At 60.1% G+C, this 25,407-nt stretch carries 19 protein-coding genes and 2 riboswitches; of the genes, 10 read left to right on the top strand and 9 right to left on the bottom strand.

Going from position 1 to position 25,407, the window contains the following annotated elements; genetic code table 11:
- Positions 1–14 precede the first annotated feature (14 nt).
- Positions 15–225: riboswitch (cobalamin riboswitch) on the bottom strand.
- Positions 226–1,184: 959 nt separating this feature from the next.
- A riboswitch (cobalamin riboswitch) is annotated at positions 1,185–1,405 on the top strand.
- 119 nt (positions 1,406–1,524) lie between these two features.
- From CAF77_RS06320 to cobM, 4 genes are all read left to right on the top strand, one after another.
- On the top strand, positions 1,525–1,722 hold the full coding sequence (locus CAF77_RS06320) for a CbtB domain-containing protein (RefSeq protein WP_064381325.1): 198 nt from the start codon (positions 1,525–1,527) through the stop codon (positions 1,720–1,722).
- Positions 1,723–1,733: 11 nt separating this feature from the next.
- Complete coding sequence (locus CAF77_RS06325) at positions 1,734–2,435, top strand: CbtA family protein (RefSeq protein ID WP_064381323.1); 702 nt, start codon at positions 1,734–1,736, stop codon at positions 2,433–2,435.
- Positions 2,432–2,845, top strand: a complete 414-nt coding sequence (locus tag CAF77_RS06330) for a cobalamin biosynthesis protein (protein ID WP_011334491.1) — start codon at positions 2,432–2,434, stop codon at positions 2,843–2,845. The genes CAF77_RS06325 and CAF77_RS06330 overlap by 4 nt, the downstream gene beginning before the upstream one ends.
- A 90-nt stretch (positions 2,846–2,935) precedes the next feature.
- Complete coding sequence (cobM, locus tag CAF77_RS06335; protein ID WP_085654174.1) at positions 2,936–3,682, top strand: precorrin-4 C(11)-methyltransferase; 747 nt, start codon at positions 2,936–2,938, stop codon at positions 3,680–3,682.
- 124 nt (positions 3,683–3,806) lie between these two features.
- Here cobM and nfuA read toward each other — a convergent pair whose 3' ends face one another.
- The 3 genes from nfuA to CAF77_RS06350 form a co-directional block, all read right to left on the bottom strand.
- Positions 3,807–4,391, bottom strand: a complete 585-nt coding sequence (gene nfuA, locus CAF77_RS06340) for a Fe-S biogenesis protein NfuA (protein WP_007959519.1) — start codon at positions 4,389–4,391, stop codon at positions 3,807–3,809.
- Positions 4,392–4,482: 91 nt separating this feature from the next.
- Positions 4,483–5,484, bottom strand: a complete 1,002-nt coding sequence (locus CAF77_RS06345) for an acyltransferase (RefSeq protein WP_064381319.1) — start codon at positions 5,482–5,484, stop codon at positions 4,483–4,485.
- A gap of 195 nt (positions 5,485–5,679) precedes the next feature.
- Complete coding sequence (locus CAF77_RS06350) at positions 5,680–7,974, bottom strand: fatty acid cis/trans isomerase (protein ID WP_064381317.1); 2,295 nt, start codon at positions 7,972–7,974, stop codon at positions 5,680–5,682.
- Between the two features lie 159 nt (positions 7,975–8,133).
- Here CAF77_RS06350 and metH point away from each other — a divergent pair, with 159 nt between their 5' ends.
- Positions 8,134–11,844: a methionine synthase gene (gene metH / locus CAF77_RS06355; RefSeq protein ID WP_011334495.1), complete on the top strand. Its 3,711-nt coding sequence runs from the start codon at positions 8,134–8,136 to the stop codon at positions 11,842–11,844.
- Between the two features lie 4 nt (positions 11,845–11,848).
- On the opposite strand, the gene CAF77_RS06360 is transcribed toward metH, so the two are convergent.
- Positions 11,849–16,630, bottom strand: coding sequence for a dermonecrotic toxin domain-containing protein (locus CAF77_RS06360; RefSeq protein WP_064381315.1), 4,782 nt, complete (start codon positions 16,628–16,630; stop codon positions 11,849–11,851).
- A gap of 157 nt (positions 16,631–16,787) precedes the next feature.
- Here CAF77_RS06360 and CAF77_RS06365 point away from each other — a divergent pair, with 157 nt between their 5' ends.
- The gene (locus CAF77_RS06365) at positions 16,788–17,006 is read left to right on the top strand and encodes a DUF2970 domain-containing protein (RefSeq protein ID WP_007959515.1); all 219 of its coding nucleotides are present in this window, start codon (positions 16,788–16,790) and stop codon (positions 17,004–17,006) included.
- A gap of 5 nt (positions 17,007–17,011) precedes the next feature.
- Here the strand turns inward: CAF77_RS06365 and CAF77_RS06370 are convergent, their stop codons facing one another.
- Positions 17,012–18,085 (bottom strand): ABC transporter substrate-binding protein, encoded by a 1,074-nt coding sequence (locus CAF77_RS06370; protein WP_064381313.1) that lies wholly within the window; start codon positions 18,083–18,085, stop codon positions 17,012–17,014.
- Between the two features lie 524 nt (positions 18,086–18,609).
- On the opposite strand from CAF77_RS06370, the gene CAF77_RS06375 reads away from it, so the two are divergent.
- Both CAF77_RS06375 and CAF77_RS06380 read left to right on the top strand, forming a co-directional pair.
- Complete coding sequence (locus tag CAF77_RS06375; RefSeq protein WP_064381311.1) at positions 18,610–20,268, top strand: nitrite/sulfite reductase; 1,659 nt, start codon at positions 18,610–18,612, stop codon at positions 20,266–20,268.
- Positions 20,252–20,746 (top strand): DUF934 domain-containing protein, encoded by a 495-nt coding sequence (locus CAF77_RS06380; RefSeq protein WP_007959510.1) that lies wholly within the window; start codon positions 20,252–20,254, stop codon positions 20,744–20,746. Before CAF77_RS06375 ends, CAF77_RS06380 begins: the two co-directional genes overlap by 17 nt.
- 56 nt (positions 20,747–20,802) lie before the next feature.
- On the opposite strand, the gene sohB is transcribed toward CAF77_RS06380, so the two are convergent.
- Positions 20,803–21,825 (bottom strand): protease SohB, encoded by a 1,023-nt coding sequence (sohB, locus tag CAF77_RS06385; RefSeq protein ID WP_064381309.1) that lies wholly within the window; start codon positions 21,823–21,825, stop codon positions 20,803–20,805.
- A gap of 207 nt (positions 21,826–22,032) precedes the next feature.
- Between sohB and CAF77_RS06390 the strand changes: the two genes are divergently transcribed.
- Both CAF77_RS06390 and CAF77_RS06395 read left to right on the top strand, forming a co-directional pair.
- The gene (locus tag CAF77_RS06390; protein WP_064381308.1) at positions 22,033–22,743 is read left to right on the top strand and encodes a histidine phosphatase family protein; all 711 of its coding nucleotides are present in this window, start codon (positions 22,033–22,035) and stop codon (positions 22,741–22,743) included.
- Positions 22,744–22,791: 48 nt separating this feature from the next.
- Positions 22,792–23,109 (top strand): SCP2 sterol-binding domain-containing protein, encoded by a 318-nt coding sequence (locus CAF77_RS06395; protein WP_007959502.1) that lies wholly within the window; start codon positions 22,792–22,794, stop codon positions 23,107–23,109.
- 89 nt (positions 23,110–23,198) lie between these two features.
- Here CAF77_RS06395 and CAF77_RS06400 read toward each other — a convergent pair whose 3' ends face one another.
- From CAF77_RS06400 to CAF77_RS06410, 3 genes are all read right to left on the bottom strand, one after another.
- Positions 23,199–23,705, bottom strand: a complete 507-nt coding sequence (locus CAF77_RS06400; RefSeq protein WP_064381305.1) for a hypothetical protein — start codon at positions 23,703–23,705, stop codon at positions 23,199–23,201.
- 95 nt (positions 23,706–23,800) lie between these two features.
- Positions 23,801–24,841 carry a hypothetical protein gene (locus tag CAF77_RS06405; protein ID WP_064381304.1) on the bottom strand — a complete coding sequence of 347 codons (1,041 nt, stop codon included), beginning with the start codon at positions 24,839–24,841 and terminating at the stop codon, positions 23,801–23,803.
- Positions 24,842–24,853: 12 nt separating this feature from the next.
- Positions 24,854–25,381, bottom strand: a complete 528-nt coding sequence (locus tag CAF77_RS06410) for a PAAR domain-containing protein (RefSeq protein ID WP_064381302.1) — start codon at positions 25,379–25,381, stop codon at positions 24,854–24,856.
- Positions 25,382–25,407 lie beyond the last annotated feature (26 nt).

The following is a 25,407-nucleotide window of genomic DNA, read 5'->3' on the forward strand; positions in this document are numbered from 1 at the left end:
CCCGCCCGGTTGAAAGTGAGAATCTGTGACGAGGCAGGTCTCCTGGCTGACGGTGTTCGGGCCTTGGCCCGGTATTCGCTGCGCCTTCCCGCTGGCTCTGGATTGAGTTGGCAGTGGCGTGGCAGCGAACAGCACCGTTCACAGTTGCGGGGGCAGCCGCGGCTTGGACCGCGTTCCCTTCTTAGCTTCGGCGTGGGCCGAAGAACCTCGAAAGCGCAAGGCTACGCAGGGTGTGGGGATGGGTCAATGGTTGGTGGATTTTGGGATTGGGGGCATATCCGTTGCTTCGGGTGCTGCCGCTGGCGGTTTCGCTCTTACAGCGAGTCCCTTTTTCAAACGCCAAAAAGGAACCAAAAGGCTTTTGCCCCGGCGTACGGCACTTCGCTTAGGCTCAGTGTTCCCTCGCTACGGTGTCCATCAGGGGGCATCGCCTACGGTTTGCTTCGCTGCACCTCCTCTCGATGTATGCGGCTTCGCCGCACGGCGCTGCGCGCCTACCCCCTGATGGACACCTCCGCTCGGCCTGCCGAAGGGGCTAAAGATCAAAAGCTAGAGCCAGAGCCAGAGCCAGAGCTAGAGCAAAGGCCAGATCAAGAGCCCCCTCACCCTAGCCCTCCCGAAACGTCGGACCGCCCGTAGGGAGAGGGAACTGATCGGGGTGTTTGGAAGAGATACGCCGACGTGCGATACCGCGTTGAACTCAGACTTTGAAAAGCACAAAAATCGGCTCCCTCTCCTAGGGGAGAGGGCTGGGGTGAGGGGTAAACCCACCACAAAACCAAAGCCAAACACGCCCTGCTCCCCCCACTCAAAACGATGAGCGTTAGCTCGAGTACCGCTTTTGATCGCAGGGCCCGTCGGCAGGCTGAGTGGAGGGATTGATCCGGGGGTGGGAGCGCAGCGACCATGCGGCGCAGCCGCATGCATCGAGAGGAGGTGCAGCGAAGCAAACCGTAGGCGATGCCCCCGGATCAATCCCGGAGCGAAGGAACCCGAGCCACAGCGAGGGCCGTACGTCAGGGTGCAGCCTTTTTGGTTACTTTTTCGGCGTTTGGAAAAAGTGACCCGCCGTAAGGGCGGAACCCTAAGCAGCCATAACCGCAGCAACGGATCTGCCCCCAATCCCAATCCCAATCCCAATCCCAATCCCAATCCCAATTGACTCAAATTCCCCCTCATGGTCTCCTACACAACTTGTTACGGGTGCCCCTCACAGGGTGAAACGGGAAACCGGTGAATCATGTGCTTTACTCTAAAGCCATGTCAGTCCGGTGCTGCCCCCGCAACGGTAAACGAGCGAAGCGTCAGATCCACTGTGCCCCGGCATGGGAAGGTGACGCTTGCAGGTCGGCCAGACGCCAACCCCTCGTGAGCCCGGAGACCGGCCCGCAACACACAGTGCGCGACATCGCCACTGAACATAACAAACCCGCGGTGGGCGGGCGCTGTTCGAACCTCTGCGTGCCCGGCCGCAGGGGTTTTCATGCGCTCTATCCGCCCGCTGACACTCCAGAGGGAAGCGCCATGTCGATCATCAGCAGCACCGGCAGCAATTCGGACAAGATCTCCAGCACCACCACACTGAGCCAACGCCTGGCCGCCGCCGCCTGCGCGTCGATCCTCGGTGCCTGCCTGGTGTACTTCGCCGGTTTCTCGCACATCGAAGCGGTGCACAACGCCGCTCACGATACCCGCCACAGCGCCGCGTTCCCGTGCCACTGAGACCTGACGACATGATCAAGCGTATTGCGCAGACCGCAGGTTTCACCGGCCTGCTGGCCGCCTTGCTCCTGACGCTGCTGCAAAGCTTTTGGGTTTCGCCGCTGATTCTGCAGGCCGAAACCTTCGAGAAAGCCGAGCCAGTTGCCGAAGTTCACGAACACGCCGCCGGCACCGCCGCCCACACCCACGATGTCGAGGCCTGGGAGCCGGAAGACGGCTGGCAGCGAGTGGCTTCCACCACCGGCGGCAATCTGGTGGTAGCCGTGGGTTTTGCCCTGATGCTGGCAGGTCTGTACACCCTGCGTGCGCCGACCAAGACTTCGCAAGGCCTGCTCTGGGGTCTGGCCGGTTACGCGACTTTCGTGCTCGCGCCGACCATGGGTCTGCCGCCTGAGCTGCCGGGCACCGCAGCCGCAGATCTGGCCTCGCGTCAGATGTGGTGGATCGGCACCGCCGCCTCCACCGCTGTCGGCCTGGCCTTGATTGCGTTCAGTCGCAACTGGCTGATGAAAATCCTCGGTGTGGCGATCCTTGCCGTGCCGCACGTGATCGGCGCGCCGCAACCGGAAGTGCATTCGATGCTCGCTCCGGAAGCCCTGGAAGCCCAGTTCAAAATCGCTTCGCAGCTGACCAACGTCGCGTTCTGGCTGGCCCTGGGCCTGATCAGCGCCTGGTTGTTCCGCCGCAAAAGCGAAGGTCAGTACCACGCATGACCGATGACAGCGCAGCGCCGACCTTCGTGGTCGGCCTGGGCTGCCAGCGCGGCTGCCCGGCCAGCACGCTGCGTGCATTACTTGATCAGGCCTTGCAGGCCCATCGAATTGACCTCGAGAAGGTCAAGGCGCTCGCCAGCATCGACCTCAAGCGTGACGAACCCGGATTGCAGGAACTCGCCGCCCAGCTGGCGCTGCCGTTGCTGTATTTCAGTAGCGAGGAACTGGCCAGTTATCAGCAACGTTTGAGTCATCATTCACAGATCGCCTTCGAACGCACCGGTTGCTACGGCGTGGCGGAAAGTGCCGCGCTGGCGCTCGCTGAACAGTTGATCAGCGGCCCGGCAAAACTGCTGATTTCCCGGCAAAAGTACGCTCAGGCAACTCTGGCATTGGCCGGCGCGGCGTAAATTCCCGATAATCCCCGCTTTCGATCATGAGCATTCTTCATCTGAAAGGCTTGTGAAGCACCGCCTGCCCCTTTTTTACAGGATCCAACGATGACCGTTTACTTCATCGGCGCCGGCCCCGGCGACCCGGAATTGATCACTGTCAAAGGCCAGCGGCTGATCCGCCGTTGCCCGGTGATCATCTATGCAGGTTCGCTGGTGCCGACGGCAGTGCTGGAAGGTCATTGCGCTGAAACCGTGGTCAACAGCGCCGAACTGCACCTGGAACAGATCATCGACCTGATCAAGACCGCCCACGCCAAGGGCCAGGATGTGGCGCGGGTACATTCGGGGGATCCGAGTCTGTATGGCGCCATTGGCGAGCAGATTCGTCATTTGCGAGAGCTGGATATTCCGTTCGAGATCATTCCCGGTGTGACCGCTACCGCCGCGTGCGCCGCGCTGTTGGGCGCCGAACTGACCCTGCCGGACATCTCGCAAAGCGTGATCCTGACCCGTTATGCGGACAAGACGGCGATGCCTGCCGGTGAAGAGCTCGGCAATTTGGCGCAGCACGGGGCGACCATGGCGATTCATCTGGGGGTCAATCATCTGGAGAAGCTCCTGGCTGAGCTGCTGCCGCATTACGGCGCGGATTGCCCGATCGCGGTGATTCATAGGGCGACGTGGCCGGATCAGGACTGGGTGACGGGGACGCTGGAAGATATTGCCGAGAAGGTGGCGGCGAAGGGTTTTCGGCGTACGGCGTTGATTCTGGTCGGGCGGGTGTTGGGCAGCGATCACTTCAGTGAGTCGTCGCTGTATCGTGCGGGACATGCGCACCTTTATCGACCGTGAATGGGACGCGGAGCGTCCCGGGCTGCATTCCCACGCGGACGGTTCGACGCCTCGACGTGGGAACGATCAACGCATAAAAAAACGGCGCTCACGGGGCGCCGTTTTTCATGCCGCAGCGAACACCTTAGTAATAGGCGTTTTCTTTCTGCGTGTGGTCGGTCACGTCGCGAACGCCCTTGAGCTCAGGAATGCGCTCAAGCAGGGTGCGCTCGATGCCTTCCTTCAGGGTCACGTCCGCCTGGCCGCAGCCCTGACAACCGCCGCCGAACTGCAATACGGCAATGCCGTCTTCAACGACATCGATCAGGCTGACCTGACCGCCGTGGCTGGCCAGCCCCGGGTTGATTTCGGTTTGCAGGTAGTAGTTGATGCGCTCGTTGATCGGGCTGTCGGCGTTGACCATCGGCACTTTGGCGTTTGGCGCCTTGATGGTCAGCTGGCCGCCCATGCGGTCGGTGGCGTAGTCGACGACGGCATCATCGAGGAACGCTTCGCTGAACGAGTCGATGTAAGCGGTGAAGCTTTTCAGCCCCAGCGCCGTGTCTTCAGGTTTCTCTTCGCCCGGCTTGCAGTAGGCAATGCAGGTTTCGGCGTACTGGGTGCCAGGCTGGGTGATGAAAACGCGGATGCCGATGCCCGGGGTGTTCTGCTTGGAGAGCAGATCGGCCAGGTAATCGTGGGCGGCGTCGGTAATGGTAATAGCGGTCATGGAGACTCCTCGCAGGCTTGAGGCGGAGTTTACGCCAATCGGCGCGCGGCACAAAGTCCTACTATTTACGTAGGAATAGTTCGCAAATCGGCTAAGCGCCAGGTTCGCCGTCAATCCGTGCCCTAAGCCATTGATAACTGCGTTTTTCCACCCATTCGTAGCTCAGCCACGAACCGATAGCAATGGCCAGCGCACAGACGATAAACATCAAATACGGGTTGATTCCGTAGCGCCGGGCCAGATAACCACCGGCCGACAGCACCAGCACATGCATCAGATACACCGAGTAGGAACAGTCGCCCAGCAGTTTGAGCAGCCTGTTGCGTTCGACATGCCGCTCCAGCGCCATACTGGCCATGACCAGCACCGCACTGGGCACGCCCCAATTGAGCAATCGGGGTTCCGGCGGCAGATGATAGATCGCCACTAATGCCGCACCGATCCCCAGCAACGGCAGCCAGAGCGCCGGTCCGATCCAGCCGCGGCGATAGAACATGCCGATACTGATCCCGAGCAGGAACTCATAAACGATGTCCGAGCGATAGAACTCGCTGACCCAGCCAAACCCGGTCCAGGCCTGACACACCGCAAACAGCAGCGCCGCGACCACCAGCAGGCGTACTTGCAGCCGGAACAACAGTGCCCAGGCAAACAACACGTAGAACAGCATTTCGTAATTCAGGGTCCAGCCGACATTCAGAGTCGGATAGATCCCGTAGCCGCCGGGGTTTTCGGTCGGGATAAACAGCAACGACAACAGCAAATGGCTCCAGTCCACCGTTTGATCCGGCAGCAGCGGCCGGGCGAATACCACCAGCACCGCCATCAGCACGGTGTAGAGCCAATACGCCGGAACAATACGGAACAGTCGATACAACAGAAACCGCGCCGGCGGCAGTGCCTTGCCTTCGGTGGACAGGAAAATCACCAGCCCGCTGATCACGAAAAAGATATCGACGCCCACGGCGCCCTTGTCGATGAACAGCTGCCCGATCGGCCCGCGCGCCTCGAAGTCGAAGAAAATCTGCATGAAGTGATGGCAGACCACCGCCCACGCGGCGAGCGCTCGCAGGGCCTGCACTGAAATCAACATTGCCCACTCCCGTCACTCTTTCTGAACCACCACTGAACTCTGTGGGAGCGGCGGTGCGACGACTCGACTTGCCCGCGATGGCGGAGTGTCAGGCCACTTAAATGCCGGATGGACCGCCCTCATCGCTGGCAAGCCAGCTCCCACAGGAACTTTGTGTCTAGTCATAAATTGGGACAGCAGGCTCGCGTCAAACGATCAAAGATTCTCGTACCGGTTCATGTCCAGCACACCCTCTTCCACCGGCTCGGTCTCGTGGATGTACTGGCTCAGGTCGTGGAAATAGAACCAGAACTGCGGATGACTGCGGCGAATCCCCCAACGTTCGACGATCTTCTCGAATTGCGGCGCATCCTTGGCGTTTTCCATCGCATCGACAAACGCTGGCACCTGATCCGCCGGGACGTTGAACATGAAATTCGGGTAGCTGCTGAGCACGCCCGGATAGATCGTCAGCGTGTCCAGCCCCGGCTGATAACGCAGCGATTCGCCGAGCAGGAACGCCACGTTGCTGTGGGCGCGGTTGCGCAGCAGGCTGTAGACCTCGCGCTTGCCGCTGCGGGTTTCAACCCGCAGCATGGTGGCTTCCGGCAATTGATCGATCACTTTCAGCCCCGCCGCCGGGCGCGAAGTCAGGCGACTCAGCGCCTGTTCGGCATTTTGCAGCGCCGGGTCGATGTTCGGGCGCGAGCAATAGGCGTCTTCGCAGCGGTTGATCGGATCCGGACGCGCGTTGAGATCGCCGTAACGCGCCAGCAACTGCATGGCGAAATCGTGTTTCGGGTCTTTCTCGTCGAGTTTCAGCGCGGTCGGCTTGTCGTCGTCGATGGCTTCGTAATCGAGCCACATCTTGAACTGGCCGCTGCTCTGGTACCAATCGTCGAGGTAGCCTTCGCGGGAATCGGCGGGCATCAGGCGCAGGAAGTTCTGTTCGGCGCCGTTGCGGATCAGGTCGAAATACAAGCGGGTTTGCGCCTGATGGGAGACGTTGCCGAACACATCGAAATTCACCGCCAGCTGGTAATAGGTGCGCTCCAGCAGCGGATAGTCGAACAGCCACATCGTCTGCGGCACCTCGCCGATCAGGCCCTTGGTCACCGAAGCGCTGTCGAAGTGACGGAAGATGCTGAGCAAGGCGTTGTCGTTGCCGGCCCACAGGGTCGACCAGCTCGGTGCCGGCAGGTCGGCGTAGCTGTCACGGCGCAGGGCTTCGTATTGGTTTCGCTTGTTGCGGTAGTTGTGCCACAGGCTCAGGACACTGCCGACATCGTCGTTCTGCCCCGGCATGGCCAGCAACGGCGTGGCCTGGCCGCGATAGTTCGGGTCGGTGATGTACAGGTCGTGTTCCGGCGCCTGGAACAGCGCCCAGAAGTTGTCGCGGATCACGTCGGTCGCGATCTGCCCACGGCACACCGGGCCGCGAATGAAGGTGCGCACGAAGTATTCGGCGTTATCGAGCATGAACTGATAACGCGCCTGCGCCGGGATCGCCTCGAAGGTGGCGAACGGGTTGGCCCGGCTCTGCGGACCGTAGCCCGGCAAGGCGTTGACCTGCCAGTGGCCGTTGTAGAACAGGCTCTTGACCCGCGCCATCTTCGCCGCACTCAGCGGATAAGTGATGTGGGTCTTGTGCACGATCACGCCCTGCACCGGCCACAGGCGATAGTAGACCTGGGTGCCCGGATCGTCGTTCGGGCGACGGGTGGCGATCAGATCGATTGGTTGCCCGGTCGGCGTGCGCGAACGCACCCACTGGAAGTAATGCCCCGGCTCGCCGTCCTTGAAATAGATGTGCGCCAAAAACCAGTGTTCGAACAACCAGCGCCCGACCAGACTTTCCCGCGCGCCAGGCTGGTTGAGCAGGTTTTCCCACTGGACGATCTGCATCGCCTCCTTGGCGCTTGGCGCCAGGCCTTGCTCGTCGATCGGCGCACCGGAAGCGAGCCAGCGCTGCAGCGTCTGATATTGCTGATCGGTCAGCCCGGTCACCGCCAGCGGCATGCCCTCTTTCGGATGGGCGCCAGCATAGCCGTCGAACTCCGCAGGCATCGCGCACAGGTTTTCGCGATTGAGGCCCAAGACGATGTCTTCCGGCAGCTTGGCGTTGGGTGTCAGCGGCGTTTTGTGTCCCAGCTCCAGCATGCGTGCCATCAGAGCGGCCTGACTACCTTGGGCGTCGAGCACCGAATAGAAGTCTTTCTGCTGCCAGGCCCGTTTGCCGAAGGCGTCATAGAACAGCCGGGTGGTCGGCGCCGCCTGGGTGCGTTCGCCATCGTAGACCGGCATCTTGCTCGCGCCACGGGCCGCACCTTCGCCGCTGCCCAGGTTCAACTGACAGGCAGAGTCGTAGCACGCATGGCAGGCCACACACTTTTCGGTGAAGATCGGCTGGATGTCTCGAGTGTAGGAAATAGAAGAAGAAACAGCGGGACTCTGCGCCGCCGCGCCAAAGCTAAAAAACAGCAATGCAATGCTGATGACGCGGTACGACATGTCCCTGATCCTGATCCTGAAGAAAAAACGCCGCGATTCTACCGTTATGACGCCCGTACCAACATGAGCGATATTCATGCAAAAGCGCCACATGCTCTAAAACCGCACAGGTTTGTTATGATCCCGCCCCTTCGTCATGGTCTTTTTCGAGTAGTCCCAATGTCCGATCGCAGCGTTCGCCTTCAAGCTCTCAAGCAAGCTCTCAAAGAGCGCATCCTGATTCTAGACGGCGGCATGGGCACGATGATCCAGAGCTACAAGCTCGAAGAGCAGGATTATCGCGGCAAACGCTTCGCCGACTGGCCGAGCGACGTCAAGGGCAACAACGACCTGTTGGTGCTGACCCGCCCGGACGTGATCGGCGGCATCGAGAAAGCCTATCTGGATGCCGGTGCCGACATCCTCGAGACCAACACCTTCAACGCCACGCAGATTTCCATGGCCGACTACGGCATGGAAGAACTGGTCTACGAACTCAACGTAGAAGGCGCCCGTCTGGCACGCAAGGTCGCCGACGCGAAAACCCTCGAGACCCCCGACAAGCCGCGCTTCGTCGCCGGCGTTCTCGGCCCGACCAGCCGCACCTGCTCGCTGTCGCCGGACGTCAACAACCCGGGCTATCGCAACGTCACCTTCGATGAGCTGGTCGAAAACTACACCGAGGCCACCAAAGGCCTGATCGAGGGCGGCGCGGATCTGATCCTGATCGAAACCATCTTCGACACCCTCAACGCCAAAGCCGCGATCTTCGCCGTGCAAGGCGTATTCGAAGAACTGGGCTTCGAGTTGCCGATCATGATTTCCGGCACCATCACCGACGCCTCCGGCCGCACCCTGTCGGGCCAGACCACCGAAGCCTTCTGGAACTCCGTGGCCCACGCCAAACCGATTTCGGTCGGTCTGAACTGCGCCCTCGGTGCCCGCGAACTGCGTCCGTACCTGGAAGAGCTGTCGGACAAGGCCAGCACTCACGTGTCCGCTCACCCGAACGCCGGCCTGCCGAACGAATTCGGCGAGTACGACGAACTGCCGGTGGACACCGCCAAGGTCATCGAAGAATTCGCCCAGAGCGGCTTCCTCAACATCGTCGGCGGTTGCTGCGGCACCACGCCGGGCCATATCGAAGCCATCGCCAAAGCCGTCGCCGGTTACGCGCCACGGCAGATTCCGGACATTCCCAAGGCCTGCCGCCTGTCGGGTCTGGAACCGTTCACCATTGATCGCAGCTCGTTGTTCGTCAACGTCGGCGAGCGGACCAACATCACCGGTTCGGCCAAATTCGCCCGGCTGATCCGTGAAGACAACTACACCGAAGCCCTGGAAGTCGCCCTGCAGCAGGTCGAGGCCGGCGCCCAGGTGATCGACATCAACATGGACGAAGGGATGCTCGATTCGAAGAAGGCCATGGTGACCTTCCTCAATCTGATTGCCGGCGAGCCGGACATCTCCCGCGTACCGATCATGATCGACTCCTCGAAATGGGACGTGATCGAAGCCGGCCTCAAATGCATTCAGGGCAAGGGCATCGTCAACTCGATCAGCATGAAAGAAGGCGTCGAGCAGTTCATCCACCACGCCAAACTGTGCAAGCGCTATGGCGCCGCCGTGGTGGTGATGGCGTTCGACGAAGCCGGCCAGGCTGACACCGAAGCGCGCAAGAAAGAGATCTGCAAACGCTCCTACGACATTCTGGTCAACGAAGTCGGCTTCCCGCCGGAAGACATCATTTTCGACCCGAACATCTTCGCCGTGGCCACCGGCATCGAAGAACACAACAACTACGCTGTGGACTTCATCAACGCCTGTGCCTACATCCGCGACGAGCTGCCGTATGCCCTGAGCTCCGGCGGCGTGTCCAACGTGTCGTTCTCGTTCCGCGGCAACAACCCGGTGCGCGAGGCGATCCACTCGGTGTTCCTGCTGTACGCGATCCGCGCCGGCCTGACCATGGGCATCGTCAACGCCGGTCAGCTGGAGATCTACGACCAGATCCCGCAGGAACTGCGCGACGCCGTTGAAGACGTGATCCTCAACCGCACGCCGGAAGGCACCGACGCCCTCCTCGCCATCGCCGACAAGTACAAGGGCGACGGCAGCGTCAAGGAAGCCGAGACCGAAGAGTGGCGCGGCTGGGACGTCAACAAACGTCTGGAACATGCGCTGGTCAAGGGCATCACCACCCACATCGTCGAAGACACCGAAGAGTCCCGTCAGTCCTTCGCGCGCCCGATCGAAGTGATCGAAGGCCCGCTGATGTCCGGCATGAACATCGTCGGCGACCTGTTCGGCGCCGGCAAAATGTTCCTGCCGCAAGTGGTGAAATCCGCCCGCGTGATGAAGCAGGCCGTGGCGCACCTGATTCCGTTCATCGAACTGGAAAAAGGCGACAAGCCGGAAGCCAAGGGCAAGATCCTGATGGCCACGGTCAAAGGCGACGTGCACGACATCGGCAAGAACATCGTCGGCGTGGTGCTGGGTTGCAACGGCTACGACATCGTCGACCTCGGCGTGATGGTGCCGGCGGAGAAGATCCTGCAGGTGGCCAAGGAGCAGAAGTGCGACATCATCGGCCTGTCCGGTCTGATCACCCCGTCGCTGGATGAAATGGTCCATGTGGCCCGCGAGATGCAGCGCCAGGACTTCCACCTGCCGCTGATGATCGGCGGCGCGACCACCTCCAAGGCGCACACGGCGGTGAAGATCGAGCCCAAGTACAGCAACGACGCAGTGGTCTACGTGACCGACGCCTCCCGCGCCGTGGGGGTGGCGACGCAGTTGCTGTCCAAGGAACTGAAAGCCGGTTTCGTCCAGAAGACCCGCGAAGAGTACATCGACGTCCGCGAGCGCACCGCCAACCGCAGCGCCCGCACCGAACGCCTGAGCTACGCCGCCGCGATCGCCAAGAAGCCGCAGTTCGACTGGGCCACTTACACCCCGGTCAAACCGACCTTCACCGGCACCCGCGTGCTGGACAACATCGACCTCAACGTTCTCGCCGAGTACATCGACTGGACGCCGTTCTTCATCTCCTGGGACCTGGCCGGCAAGTTCCCGCGCATCCTCGAAGACGAAGTGGTCGGCGAAGCGGCGACCGCGCTGTACAAGGACGCCCGCGAGATGCTGACCAAGCTGATCGACGAGAAGCTGATCAGTGCCCGTGCGGTGTTCGGTTTCTGGCCGGCCAATCAGGTGCACGACGACGATATCGAGCTGTACGGCGATGACGGCAAGCCTATGGCGCGCCTGCATCACCTGCGTCAGCAGATCATCAAGACCGACGGCAAACCGAACTTCTCCCTCGCCGACTTCGTCGCGCCGAAGGACAGCGAAGTGACCGACTACGTTGGTGGTTTCATCACCACCGCCGGGATCGGCGCCGAAGAAGTGGCCAAGGCTTATCAGGACGCCGGCGACGATTACAACTCGATCATGGTCAAGGCCCTGGCCGACCGTCTGGCAGAGGCGTGCGCCGAGTGGCTGCACCAGCAAGTGCGCAAAGAGCACTGGGGTTACGCCAAGGATGAAGCCCTCGATAACGAGGCGCTGATCAAAGAGCAGTATTCCGGCATCCGCCCTGCCCCCGGCTACCCGGCGTGCCCGGATCACACCGAGAAGGCCACCCTGTTCGCCCTGCTCGACCCTGAAGCACAGGAAATGCGTGCCGGTCGCAGCGGCGTGTTCCTCACCGAGCACTACGCGATGTTCCCGGCGGCAGCCGTCAGCGGCTGGTATTTCGCCCATCCGCAGGCGCAGTACTTCGCCGTGGGCAAGGTCGACAAGGATCAGGTGCAGAGCTACACCTCGCGCAAAGGCCAGGAACTGAGCCTGACCGAGCGCTGGCTGGCACCCAATCTGGGCTACGACAACTGAGCCATCAGATTCGGTCCGAGTCGTCGGAAGAGGAGGAACCGTCCGGTTCCTCCCACTCGCGATCAGCCAGCCATTGCTCAAGCGTCTCCCGGGATATTCCCAGCACCGACTGAGCGCCCGTTCGCTCAGCATGGTCGCGGATCCGTTGCAGACTGTCTGTCGACAATGATCGCAAGTGTCCCGATAAATGTGTTCCGGCAAGCAGTTCATCATGGCGGCCGTCAAACGCCTGTGCCGGAATATCCCTGATCGGATTGCCGAACAGCTTCAGCGTATGCAGACGCTCGGCGTGCAGCACCCCGGCCGGCCATTCCTTCAGGTCATTGCCGTTCAAATGCAGCCGCTCCAGCCAGGGCGGGATCGCTGCGTTGAAATCCTTGAGTCGGTTGTGATTCAGTTCCAGCAGCTCCAGCGCCTCCAGAGACGCGGCGTTGAAGGATTTGAAACGGTTGTAGTTCAGACTCAGGCGCCTGAGGTGCTGCAGCGACTCCAGCCGCTGTACGACAGTGCGCCCGTCCTGCAAGCGATTGGCGGACAGATCCAGTTGCTCAAGCCGCTGCATGTCGCCGATGGCTTGCGGCAGGTTCTCCAGTGCATTGGCAGCCAGGTCCAGGGTTTCAACTTGCGTGAACGACAGGAGGAAATCGTTGAGGCCCTGCTCGCTCAGTTCCAGCCCTCGCAGATTCAAGCCCGCCACATGGGTAAAGGCTTCCGGCAGCCTGGGCAACGCTCCCACACCGAGAGTGCCTTCCAGATCCAGCACATAATCGGCCTCGCCAGCCTCACCGAGCAGACCCAGTCGCCAGCACTCGATGATTTTTTGTGCCGCGTCCCCGCGACCTTCCGATGAAATTCGCGGATGCCTGAAACGCTGTTCTGAACTGCGCCGGACGAAGATCCAGCCATTCAACTCCCGGGTCATCACGTCGAACCGCCGGTTCCACTCAGCGAGCCGCGCACTGACTTGTTCGTCGCTGACGCCGATGCGCAGGTACTCGACCGCTTCAATGGCCTCCTGCTCCGACAACTCGGGAATGATTCGCTGCAGGCGAGCGATGAAGGAACCTGGATGCTCTTCAGCGGGCAATGCCGGTGGCAGCGGCAACAACCGCGAGGCCACGCGCGACCCCGTCTCGATGGGGTGCGGGTAAGGGTCGGGTATCGGTTCAAGGGCAAACCTTGCCAACGCCCCCTCCGGCAGCCCCAGGGTCGACTCGACCCGTTGTTGTGCCGCCCGCAGGCGGACTTGCGTTTCGTCTGTAAGGGGAGCACCGGTCAGATTGGTATTGATCAACAGTTCGTCACGGGCAAGCATTTGCGGCGCCAGCGTGGTGATGCGGGTGTTGCGCAGATCCAGCCAGCGCAGCGCCCGAAGCTCTTCGGCTGCCCGTGGCCATTGTTGCAGTTGCGTCCCTTGAAGGTTCAGGACTTTAAGGTTCGGCATGTTCGAGACGTCCAGCCGATACAGCGGATTGCCGGACAGGTTGAGCTCCACCAGTTTCACGCGGGTATCGGTGGGGACGGGATTGGTGGTCAGCGCACATTCACTGAGATCGAGATGGCGAATCTCGGGGAACGCGCGCAGGAATCCACGCATTTGTGCAGCATCTGAACGGCGCGATTGCAGACGCAGGGATTTCACATGAGGAAAAGTCCCCGGCATGGGTGGCAGCGGGTCGTCGCAGATCCACTCGAGGTGACTGTAACCCGGGGTTTCGGCAGCAAGTGGTGCATTGCGCCAGCATTGCTTCAACTGACGCACAGCTCGCAAGCGCTCTTCGACATGCGCACCGGGAACCGCCCATTGAGCGAGCGTTGATTCAAGGCGCTCCCACTCAAGCGCGCGTTCGACCAGCCCTTGCATGATCTGCGCGTCGCTTTGGCCTTCTCTCATCGCTCTGAGGATGACGCCGTTGGCCTGTCGCAAATCCAGATTCGGATAAACGTCGAGCAATCGGATCACCAGAGAAGGATTGACACCCGAACGCCCTACTGCGCCCTCCCCACTGGCGAAATACCCCAGTCGACGACCTTCGAGACGCACTGGCGGTGTGAACGCACGGACGCCCTGGCCGGGTGGAACCACGAAGGCGCGAACCTGCTCCGGGTGAGCGGTGGCGTAATCGATGATCGCACGTTGTAGCCTGGCGCCGTCCGTCATCCCGAATATCCCCAGCGCCTCTGTTGTTTGCCGTGGCAAAGCGCGCATGAGCGCGGGGAAAAACCGATCGAGCCGAGCGCTCGATGCCTGCTCGCTGAATGCCTGGAACAACGGCCCCTGTTTCACCAGATACACCCGGTGTGCCGCCGATTCGCTGCCAATCGCCTCAAGCAGCCCGCCCTGTCGATGCCGATCGCGAAACTCCAGTCGCACATCACCCGGCCAGCCCGGCAGTTTCTCGAGCAACTGCAAAGCCAGACGCCCACTGTCGGCTGAAGGATGCTCCAGGTACAAACCGGCATACGCGCGACTCGCCCGCCCCTGACTTGCGTGCCAGCGCGCCTCCTCCAGCAGACGGCGAGGGACTGGCCTGGAGGTTTGCAAGATCGCCAGCGAGTCGGCATCGGCATGAGCCAGCACCTCGCGGGCGGCGGCATCGCCGAGTCCCGGGCACGCCGTTTGCAGCTTGATGATTCGCGCGTCCGGCGCGGCAGTGCCGCGAGGCGCTTCAAACAATTGCAACGCATCGGCCAGTTCGGGCGGCGGCGGCAGGTTATCCAGATGCATTTTGCGCAAAGCGTTGTCACTGACACCGCCGATATCGGCGATGGCCAGCAATTGCGTGTCTGAAAGACTGTCGGTTCGATGCCCGATGCGGCGCAGCAGCGTCAGCCGATCCCAGGACAACGGACGCTCCAGCGTATGGCGCCAGGCACCGACGCCGTTGTGGCTGAGCGGCGGCTGATAAGCGTGGGGATCGCGGGGATGCCGCACTCGCCAGCGCTTGATTGTCCTGTCCCAGTGCTTCTCGTACGCCCTGCCCTCGATCCGGATCCAGGTTTTTTCCCCTTCGGTCAATTGCCCCAGGGCATTGGGTTCGTGTTGGTGAAGATGCCAATCGGGGCTTTCATAGGCCGTCAGATCCGGACGCCACAGCCGGGTTTCGCCGCTGGCCAATGTGACCGGATGCAGTTTTTCCACCACGGGTGCAGCCGTTGCCGGTCTGACGCCGCCCAGGCTTTTTCCGGCCCCGGCGAGCACGCCGAACAGCACCAGATTCTCCGCGACATCGATCAAGTGTGCCTTGGCGGCCTGGCGATCCCCTTCGCTCCAGTCAATGACGCCTTCAATGGACTCTTCCAGCAACTGACCGACCATGACGCCAGTCATGATCTCGCCCAGAACAGGTACAAACCCTGCTGCCGTGGTCAGCACCAGCATGCCGATGTTCAGCAATGCCGCGAGCTTCTCACTGCGCACTTTCGCATCGACATCAGCCGTGGGTACGGCGTGACTGCGGGCATCGGCAGTGAGCCGGTCGCGGTGTTGCTCGAAAAGATAGTTCCACAGGTCAACGTTTTCGGATGCGGGGTCGTCGCCCTCGCGGGGAATGACTGCCGGGGCCAGATAAGGGTCGTCCTCCGGGAGCGGTTGCTGGCGCAGGGGCGGCCATTCATGGACGGATGTGAAGCCGGTGAAGGGATTGAGCATTGTAAGGAGCTTGAGAACAACACGCCCGGCGGCGGATGCGTCCGAGGCATCGCGAGTGAACTGACTGAAATAGTCCGCGCGATCGGCATAAGCCACGAAACGGCTGAAAAACCGCTGATACGCCGTCGGCACAAACTCTGCCGACGAGCCGCTGTCGCGTTCGCTGAAGCGCTTCCTGAACATGTCCCACAGTTGCTTGCGCGTATAACGCTTCAACGGGTGCCGGGGATCATGGGGGATATAGAGCAGCAAATCGTCTGTATAGCGATCATTCTCGCTGATCGAGAAACAGACGCATCCAGTCATACGATGCTTCATCAGGCTCAGTTCGTGAAACCAGACGCTCTTGTTGCCCAGGCGAGGATGACGGTTGCCATCGATGACCGACAGGATCATCGAGTAGTCGGCAGGCTCGATGTCGTTGCACAGCAGCGCCTGCTCGGCAGCAGCGCGCAGATCAGTCTTGGCGGCGCCGATGAAATTGTCCCGCAGGGTCGCTTGCACCTCTTCGGCGTGGAGATAGCCCCTGAGGTAGGCCTGATACTTGGCGCCGATGTCCAGCGAACGGCATAGCGTGATGAACCCGGGAACGGTCAACGTGGTTTGCAGGGGAAGGAGCACACCGGATGTCCACCACTCGATCAAGAAACCGGAGGAATCGTGGAACGCCTCAGGCTCACATTCCGAGGCTGCAAAGTTATGCAGCGCCGCCTGCAGCAGCGGCAGTTTCATGAACTCGAACACACCCACTTCTATCGAAAGGATCCCCATTTGAACCGGTTTGTTCAGGCACAGATAAATCACATCGACATCCATCTCCACGCCAAATTGCTCCTGCAATGCCTTGGTCAGCAAAGGTCTGGCAAAGGTGTCGATGTCTTGCAGGGATGACAGTTGTCGGTCCAGCCGGGACTGGGCGACGAAACTGGCGACAACGGCGTCGTTCAACGCGCGACGCTGCTGCGCGGTGGCCTGGCGATAACCGGGCGTCAGTGCCGCGTTGGCGCTGCCCAGCTCCGCACGTCGCTGCGCCGTGGCGTCCGTCAGCCAATCGGGAATGGCCTGTTCAAGAAACGGACCGTGGATGCTCTGTGAGGCCGCGGGTCTCATATCAGCGGCGGGAATCGGTGGCATGGCGCCTCTCCTGTGGGATGAGGCGTCAGCACACCATTTCGCGGGCGACCGTTCGCAGTAGATAGTTATGCCGGTGCCACCAAGGCATTACCAACGGTTTCGCGCGCTGTCGGCCGATTGACTATGCTCAACAGGCACACTTTGAGACGAGGGATGTATGGACGATCCAGTCGACAACAAACCACCGACCTTCTGGCAGATGCTGCACAGCGTCATGGCGGCGGCGTTCGGGGTGCAAAGCGGCAAGAACCGGGCGAGGGATTTCACCCACGGCAAGCCGAGTCATTTCATCTTTCTGGGCATTGCGTTCACGGCAGTATTCGCCCTGACGCTGTTCGGCATCGTTCAACTGGTGGTGCATCTGGCCGGCGTCTGACTCGCTCAGTGCATCAGTGTCTGCAGATTGAACGGATAGCGGTAGGAAACCGGACGGCCTTTCGCCGAGAGCTTGCGAAAGTGCACGCCATAGTCCGGTGAGGCGCCCATGGCAAGGATTCGGCGGGCATGATCCCGATCGATCAGTTGCAGCAACGGAATCTGTCGGTCACGACCGCCGTACTGATTCAGATCGACACCTTGCGCGTGATCATGCAGCTCGACCAGTGCCCAGCCACCCAGGGTGAAATGGCCGCCCAGCAACGCGCTCAGCCGCCCGTCAACCAACGCCTGCAACGCTTCGGGCGAGGTGTTGACCGCGCTGAACAGCACGTCTTTGCCCGGCACCTTGCCGGCTTCCGAAACGGCACGCATCGCGCCGAAGGCCATTTCATCATTGGCCGCCCACACCAATGACACCTTGGGATAGCGGACCAGCAATTGCCTGGCCTGCTCGTAGGCACGCTGTTGCGTCCAGCCGCCGTAGACCAGTTGCCGCAGATGCACCTGAGGATGCTCGGCGAGTGCCCGTTGCATGCCTTTTTCTCGCAGTTGGGCCGAGGGTGTGATCTTCAGACCGGAAAAGGCCAGCAGGTCGATGCTTTCACCGGGCGCGACAGCCGGATGCAGACGAATCAGCTCCTTCATCATCAAGTAGCCGCCCTCTTCATCGTTGGGTACCAGACTGCCGATGCGATCGGCACGATCGGCCATCATCGCCTTCTGGTTGGGCGTCAGTGCCGAGTTGACCATAAAGAGCTTCACGCCGCTGCCATTGGCCATGCGCAGGATCTGCGGCGCCACGTACTGTTCATTGACGAACACCAGATAGTCCGGGCGCTCAGGCCCCTGCAGGGCCAGTCGCGCCTGAGCCAGGGTCAGTTCCGGCTGGCGCTGGGCATAGAGAATGCGTAGGTCGATCCCCAGGTCCCGGGCGGCCGCTTGCATGAACTGCGAGTAGCTGAGCCAGAACGTTTCCTGGGTCGAACCCGGATTCAGGAACAGCACCGACTCTGCACGCGCGCAGGTACCGAAAACCGCGCCGAACAGCAGCAGACCGAGGTGGAGAAACTTGAACATGAAGCGTCCGGGCCCAGGGAAAAATGGCCGCGCATTATAGCCATTCAATCGCCGGCCATTAGCGCCTGATCCCGCTTTTTGTCCGACAATCGTCGGAGACGGGCCCGGAAGCGTCGTTTTACTGATGGCTGACCCAGAATACTGCCGTTCCCACGACCAGAATGATCAGGAACAGAATCGCCCAGGCATCGACACTGCTATCGCTTTTCCTTGCTTTGGTTGGGTTGCTCATTGCATCGCCTCTTGTCGGTTTTATCGGTGATTGCAGAAAGACTCGACCACAGTTAAGACGATGATTGACCGCACGACAAACAGGGGTTAGTTGACAGCCATTCTCGTTAGGCGATTTGGTTCTTTCCATATACTCAAACATCACTTTTGCGCATAACTGCAAACGGGTATATTGCCCCGGCTCCTTCAGGGAGTGCGCGGCCGTGCGCGCCGAATTGCAGAGGAACCATCGGACTCCAGCAAGCGAAAACGCAGCGTTTTCCGAGTGGCCAAAGCCTGAGAACAGGACTTATATGTACGTATACGACGAGTACGATCAGCGGATCATCGAGGACCGCGTCAAGCAGTTCCGTGATCAGACCCGACGCTATCTGGCAGGTGAGCTGAGCGAAGAAGAATTCCGCCCCCTGCGCCTGCAAAATGGCCTGTATATCCAGCGTTTCGCGCCGATGCTGCGCGTGGCGGTGCCTTACGGCCAGCTGACCTCGCGCCAGGTGCGCATGATGGCGAAAATCGCCCGCGACTATGACAAGGGCTACGCCCACATCAGCACGCGCCAGAACGTGCAGTTCAACTGGCCGGCGGTGGAAGACATCCCGGACATTCTTGCCGAGCTGGCCACTGTGCAGATGCACGCCATCCAGACCAGCGGTAACTGCCTGCGCAACGTCACCACCGACCAGTTCGCCGGTGTCGCAGCCGACGAGTTGATCGACCCGCGTCCGTGGTGCGAAATCGTTCGTCAGTGGACGACCTTCCACCCGGAATTCGCTTACTTGCCGCGTAAGTTCAAGATCGCCGTCAACGGTTCGACCTCCGACCGTGCGGCCATCGAAGTCCACGACATCGGCCTTGAGCCGGTACACAACGCTGCCGGTGAACTCGGTTTCCGGGTGCTGGTCGGCGGTGGTCTGGGTCGTACTCCGGTGGTCGGCGCGTTCATCAACGAATTCCTGCCATGGCAGGACCTGTTGAGCTACCTCGACGCGATCCTGCGGGTCTACAACCGCTATGGCCGTCGTGACAACAAATACAAGGCGCGGATCAAGATCCTCGTCAAAGCGCTGACTCCAGAAGTCTTCGCCCAGAAAGTCGATGCCGAAATGGAACACCTGCGCGGCGGGCAGACCACCCTGACCGAAGCCGAAGTGCATCGTGTGGCAAAACACTTCGTCGACCCGGACTACAAGGCGCTGAGCAATCAAGACGCCGAACTGGCCGCCCTCGACAAAGAACATCCGGGCTTTGCCCGCTGGCGCACCCGCAACACCCTGGCGCACAAGAAGCCAGGTTACGTGGCAGTGACCCTGTCCCTGAAGCCGACGGGCGTTGCACCCGGCGACATCACCGACAAGCAGCTCGACGCGGTCGCCGACCTGGCCGAGCGCTACAGCTTCGGTCAACTGCGCACGTCCCACGAGCAGAACATCATTCTGGCCGACGTCGAGCAGAGCCAGCTGTTCACCCTGTGGGGCGAGTTGCGTGAAAGTGGCTTCGCCACGCCGAACATCGGCCTGCTGACCGACATCATCTGCTGCCCTGGCGGTGATTTCTGCTCCCTGGCCAATGCCAAGTCGATCCCGATCGCCGAATCGATCCAGCGCCGTTTCGACGACCTGGACTACCTGTTCGACATCGGTGAACTGGACCTGAACATCTCCGGCTGCATGAACGCCTGCGGTCACCACCACGTCGGCCACATCGGCATCCTCGGTGTGGACAAGAAAGGTGAGGAGTTCTACCAGGTCTCCCTCGGTGGCAGCGCCAGCCGTGACGCCAGCCTGGGCAAGATCCTCGGCCCGTCTTTCGCTCAGGAAGACATGCCGGACGTGATCTCCAAGCTGATCGACGTGTACGTGGAACAGCGCACCGAAGACGAGCGCTTCATCGACACCTACCAGCGTATTGGCATCGACCTCTTCAAGGAACGCGTCTATGCAGCGAATCATTAAGAACAACGAGGTCGTCGACGAAACCTGGCACCTGCTGCCCAAGGATTTCAACATCGACGAAATCAGCAACTGCGACGACCTGATCGTCCCGTTGCAACTGTGGCGTGAACACGCCCGCATGCTCAAGGCCCGCGATGGCGGCCTGGGTGTGTGGCTGGACGCCGACGAAGAAGCCGAGGAAATCGGTGACGACGTGAATGAGTTCCAGGTAATTGCCCTGAACTTCCCGGCGTTCACTGATGGCCGCAATTACTCCAACGCCCGTCTGCTGCGCGACCGTTACGGTTTCAAGGGTGAATTGCGAGCAATTGGCGACGTGCTGCGTGACCAACTGTTCTACATGCGCCGTTGCGGCTTCGATGCCTTCGCCCTGCGCGCGGACAAAGACCCGTACGACGCCCTTGAAAGCCTGAAGGACTTTTCGGTGACCTATCAGGCCGCCACTGACGAACCGCTGCCGCTGTTCCGTCGCCGGTAATTCCCCGGGGCATAAAAAAACGCCGGTCATTCGACCGGCGTTTTTTTATGCCCGATTCACCAGAACCGTTGTTGGGTCAGCCGGCTCCACCAGCTCAGCAACACGCGATCCACCGAGCCGCTGGCCGCCATGCCGATGCGCTCCTGCAGGCTCTTACGCTCGGCGTAGTGCAGGTGATAGACCTCGGACTGTTTGGCACGCTCGGCCAGGTATTCGTCGCTGGTCTTGAGCTCATCGACCAGTTGCTTGTCCAGCGCCGCGATGCCGAGCCAGACTTCACCGGTGGCGACTTCGTCGATCGCCAGTTGCGGGCGATAGCGGGCAACGAAGTTCTTGAACAGCTGGTGGGTGATGTCCAGGTCTTCCTGAAACTTTTCCCGACCCTTCTCGGTGTTTTCGCCGAATACGGTCAGGGTGCGTTTGTATTCGCCAGCGGTCAGCACTTCGAAATCGATGTCATGCTTTTTCAGCAGGCGGTTGACGTTGGGCAACTGCGCCACCACACCGATGGAACCGAGAATCGCAAACGGCGCGCTGATGATCTTCTCGCCGATGCACGCCATCATGTAGCCGCCGCTCGCCGCGACCTTGTCGATGCACACGGTCAACGGCACGCCGGCTTCCCGGATGCGCGCCAGTTGCGACGAGGCCAGACCATAGCTGTGAACCATGCCGCCGCCGCTCTCCAGACGCAGGACCACTTCGTCCTTCGGTGTGGCCAGGGTCAGTAGCGCGGTGATCTCGTGGCGCAGGCTTTCAGTCGCCGAGGCCTTGATGTCGCCGTCGAAGTCCAGCACGAATACCCGCGGTTTGGCGTCGGGTTTCTTCTTCTGTTTCTTTTCGGACTTGGCCTGGCCCTTGCGCAAGGCCTTGAGCTGATCCTTGTCGAGCAGGGTCTGCTCCAGCCGCTCACGCAGGCCTTTATAGAAATCGTTGAGCTTGCTGACCTGCAACTGGCCGGCAGATTTGCGCCGGCCCTTGCTGCGCAACGCAGCAAAACTCGCCAGCACCACCAGAATGGCGATGACCAGCGTTACGGTCTTGGCCAGGAAACTGGCGTATTCAGTCAAAAACTCCACAGTGACTCCTTCAAACGATGCGCGGTCTTGAAACACACGCGGGAATTGGCTCCAGCATACCCATGCACCGGCCCGTCGGCCAGCCGTGAAACCTCTGGCAACAAGGCTGGAACGGGCATTTCAAACAAGCGTATGTTTTTTCATTGACAGCTCACCATCATCCCCATAACCTCGCCTCAACCTTCAACGTACCGGGACGACGCGGACGTGGGCAGCATCTACTTGATTCGACATGGCCAGGCCTCCTTCGGTGCAGACGACTATGACGTCCTGTCGCCGACCGGTGTACGCCAGGCAGAAATCCTCGGCCGTCACCTCGCCGAACTCGGAATCAGCTTCGACCGCTGCCTGTCGGGCGATCTGCGACGCCAGCAACATACGGCCAACAGCGCGCTGGAACAGTTCGCCGCCGTCGGCCTGTCGGTTCCGGTTCTGGAAATCGATTCCGCTTTCAACGAATTCGACGCTGACGCCGTGATCCGCGCCCTGCTGCCGGCCATGTTGCCCGAAGAGCCCGAAGCCCTGGAAATCCTGCGTAACGCCGCGCAAAACCGTGGCGAGTTCCAGCGCATCTTCGCCCTGATCATCGAACGCTGGCTCGCCGGCACCTACGACACGCCGGGGCTGGAAAGCTGGCTGGGTTTCGTCGAGCGGGTCCAGGCCGGGCTGCAGCGGATTCTCGAACAGGCCGACAACACCCAGAAAATCGCGGTGTTCACCTCCGGTGGCACGATCACCGCCCTGCTTCACCTGATTACCCAAATGCCTGCCCGGCAGGCCTTTGAACTGAACTGGCAAATCGTCAACACCTCGCTCAACCAGCTGAAGTTCCGCGGTCGCGAGGTGGCGCTGGCTTCCTTCAACAGTCATGCACACCTGCAACTGCTGAAGGCCCCGGAACTCATCACCTTTCGCTGAGTCCGGATTACTGTGACCCTGCTGCAATCAACCAAAAAGGATCGAACCATGACCTCCGTAGCTGATGCCGTAAAAGCAATGCAAGCCAAGTTCAACCCAGCCGCCGCTGCCGGTCTGGATCTGGTCTTCGGTTTCAACATCACTGACGAAGACAAGCAATACGCCCTGATCGTCAAAGACGGCACCTGCGATATCCAGGAAGGCGAAAACCCGGATGCCAACTGCACGCTGGTGCTGGACAGCGAAACCCTCAAAGGCATCGTCAGCGGCGAAACCGATGGCATGCAGGCGTTCATGGGCGGCAAGCTGCGCGTTGAAGGCGACATGATGCTGTCGATGAAACTGTCCGAGCTGTTTCCGGCGTAAGATCGCGGCTCCGATATTGCGGAGCCTGTCTGATAAAAAATCCCGTACTTGTAACGGGATTTTTTTATGGTTTGAAAAAATCGGGTCGGTCAGTGCCGAGGGCGTTCAGCTTCGTCCATCGCTCTGAATACCTGTAGGTATTCAGCATCTGCTTCCTGGTCAACCGAAACCTTTCGCGCACTGTTGTTGTCGATCAGATCACCTGTCTGCGCATCCCTGCTGAAAGTGATCACAAAACGTTGCCCATCCAATTCAAGATAAAGGTTGTATAGATCAACTGGCTTGTCAGGCTGATCGAACTTGCTAACCCAATATCTGACACGTTGAGTCAATTGTGGCGGATGGTTGATCAGCGAGTCCGTATTGATTTCGGGAAAGTCATACTCGAGCGCAACCCCTGCAATCGCCACCAGATCCTCATTCATCTCTCGTGTTACAGGCAGTGGTTTGTTGCGCAGCATCGTGTCGACGCTGATTTCTGCTGGCGTCCCTGTCGTGCGCCGGCGGTACATTCCGCTTTCGAACCAGCGAGATGCATCGAAACGATTGTCTTCAGGGCTCCAGAGTCCGTAATTCATCATCACTTTTGAGGACATGTCGTCTTCCTTGCCAACCAGAAAATAGCCAATGCCTGCCACCACAAGAATCAGGGCGGTTACGGCGAAACACTTCGATAGTCGTGTTGTGGTCGTCATTTGACGGGTTTGTATTCGCATAGCTTTTTTGGAACGCCATCCGGTGTATTACCGGATCGAACGGGGTGGACAGCGCCTTCGGCATCCAGAGGATAACCAAGGATGCTGTTGTATTGATCTCGTCCCTGAGCCTGTTTGAGCAATGCAGCATCTCTCTCCGACAAGGTTTTTTTCGGAGCAACGGGAGCGGTTTCGTGCGGTAACTGCGCTTCGGGATTTTTTTGCGCCGTTCGATGAGCAGCCAGGCGTCGCTGATAGTCACTCAGTTGTTTGCGATAAGCACGGCTCGCCGCCTTGTCGGCTTCCTGGCGGGCAGGTGCTTTCTCGACAGCCTGACGATCCTCGTCGGTTCCATAGGTCTGGTCATACAGACTGCGTCGCGGAAATGCCCACACAACGGCACCGGTCGCATTCGCCATAATCTGCGCCAGACTGCGTTCGTAGTGGGGATCCTCGTTTTCTCTCACCGTCAAATCAGCATCGATTCCCAGCCCGGTACGACAGGCGTAGGAATAGATCCTGGCTCCATAAGCGAATGCATCGGGTGTAAACATTCGGGCCTGGGCGTCGCGCAAGCGGTAACTTTCACGCTTGTCGAGTTCATAACCAAACTCGATAGCACCCACCACGCCGTGTGAGAAGAAATCCATCTGCTTGATTTCACGCCCCCTGCGCTTGCGCGAAACCACAAAATCGACCAGTTGCGAGATATTGTCGTATTCGCGGTACTCGGCCTTATAGCGTTCCGTCACGATCTTTTTGACTTCGGCGAGAAGTTTCGGATCGTATTCATCCTTGAAGATGAGAAATGCTCTTTGCACGGAATAATTCGGTGTGGGCTCAGGATAGTTTTTTATTTGCCGTATACCCTGATTGATGAAGTTCATCATGTTGCCGCGCTGACCACGGATATTGGCCATGAAACTGATGTAGGAAGCCCCCACCACCGTCACATAATCCTGGGCGAGCGTACCTTTGACCTGAGTCGTCCCATGCTGGTCAGTGGTCTGGGCCTGTTTCTTTTTCGGTGCTGCCACGCGTCACCCTCCTTAGTAATCGATACCCAAAGCATCCAGATGCGCAGCTGCTTCCTTGCCCCATTGCACGGTTATGGAGGTCGGATTGGCGGTAAACACTCGCGCGGCATTGCCGTGGTTATCGGTGTGGCCGACCAAACGCTGGCCATCACCGGTTTCGATGCAATAAAGCATATCGGGAATGGCATCGCCGGTGTTCTCGTCCACCAACTGGAAGCGTTCGCTATGTTTAGGCACTGTAACGATCGGGGTGAATGGAGCCTCGCCCACCTGCGTGCCGACAAAAACGTCACCGGAGCCGGTAATGATCATTCCACCATGGGCAGTGGCGCTACCAAGAAAGGCGATTGGCTTGCCATTGATCAGGATGTTGCCGATGCCCTCGGTGACCGAGTCACCGCAGGCGGTGGTATCACCGACTCGCAGCACGGGCATGCCATTGATGTTCACATTGGGTGAACCGCTGGTGCTGGGGTTGGTACTGTGTCCAGTGATCGGGCAGGCATTGAGATCGCTGAGGCGCGCGGCAGGTTTTGCCATCATCTACATCCTTGTATGAGCGGAGC

Source organism: Pseudomonas sp. R15(2017), from assembly GCF_002112685.1.
Lineage (GTDB): Bacteria > Pseudomonadota > Gammaproteobacteria > Pseudomonadales > Pseudomonadaceae > Aquipseudomonas > Aquipseudomonas glycinae.

Coding starts and splice junctions, on each gene's coding strand:
- CAF77_RS06370 (WP_064381313.1), bottom strand. CDS start 18,085: ATGTTCAAGTTTCTCCACCTCGGTCTGCTGCTGTTCGGCGCGGTTTTC.
- nfuA (WP_007959519.1), bottom strand. CDS start 4,391: ATGACCGCTATTACCATTACCGACGCCGCCCACGATTACCTGGCCGAT.
- CAF77_RS06400 (WP_064381305.1), bottom strand. CDS start 23,705: ATGTCCTCAAAAGTGATGATGAATTACGGACTCTGGAGCCCTGAAGAC.
- CAF77_RS06320 (WP_064381325.1), top strand. CDS start 1,525: ATGTCGATCATCAGCAGCACCGGCAGCAATTCGGACAAGATCTCCAGC.
- CAF77_RS06350 (WP_064381317.1), bottom strand. CDS start 7,974: ATGTCGTACCGCGTCATCAGCATTGCATTGCTGTTTTTTAGCTTTGGC.
- metH (WP_011334495.1), top strand. CDS start 8,134: ATGTCCGATCGCAGCGTTCGCCTTCAAGCTCTCAAGCAAGCTCTCAAA.
- CAF77_RS06325 (WP_064381323.1), top strand. CDS start 1,734: ATGATCAAGCGTATTGCGCAGACCGCAGGTTTCACCGGCCTGCTGGCC.
- CAF77_RS06345 (WP_064381319.1), bottom strand. CDS start 5,484: ATGTTGATTTCAGTGCAGGCCCTGCGAGCGCTCGCCGCGTGGGCGGTG.
- cobM (WP_085654174.1), top strand. CDS start 2,936: ATGACCGTTTACTTCATCGGCGCCGGCCCCGGCGACCCGGAATTGATC.
- CAF77_RS06375 (WP_064381311.1), top strand. CDS start 18,610: ATGTACGTATACGACGAGTACGATCAGCGGATCATCGAGGACCGCGTC.
- CAF77_RS06410 (WP_064381302.1), bottom strand. CDS start 25,381: ATGGCAAAACCTGCCGCGCGCCTCAGCGATCTCAATGCCTGCCCGATC.
- CAF77_RS06365 (WP_007959515.1), top strand. CDS start 16,788: ATGGACGATCCAGTCGACAACAAACCACCGACCTTCTGGCAGATGCTG.
- CAF77_RS06330 (WP_011334491.1), top strand. CDS start 2,432: ATGACCGATGACAGCGCAGCGCCGACCTTCGTGGTCGGCCTGGGCTGC.
- CAF77_RS06380 (WP_007959510.1), top strand. CDS start 20,252: ATGCAGCGAATCATTAAGAACAACGAGGTCGTCGACGAAACCTGGCAC.
- CAF77_RS06395 (WP_007959502.1), top strand. CDS start 22,792: ATGACCTCCGTAGCTGATGCCGTAAAAGCAATGCAAGCCAAGTTCAAC.
- CAF77_RS06360 (WP_064381315.1), bottom strand. CDS start 16,630: ATGCCACCGATTCCCGCCGCTGATATGAGACCCGCGGCCTCACAGAGC.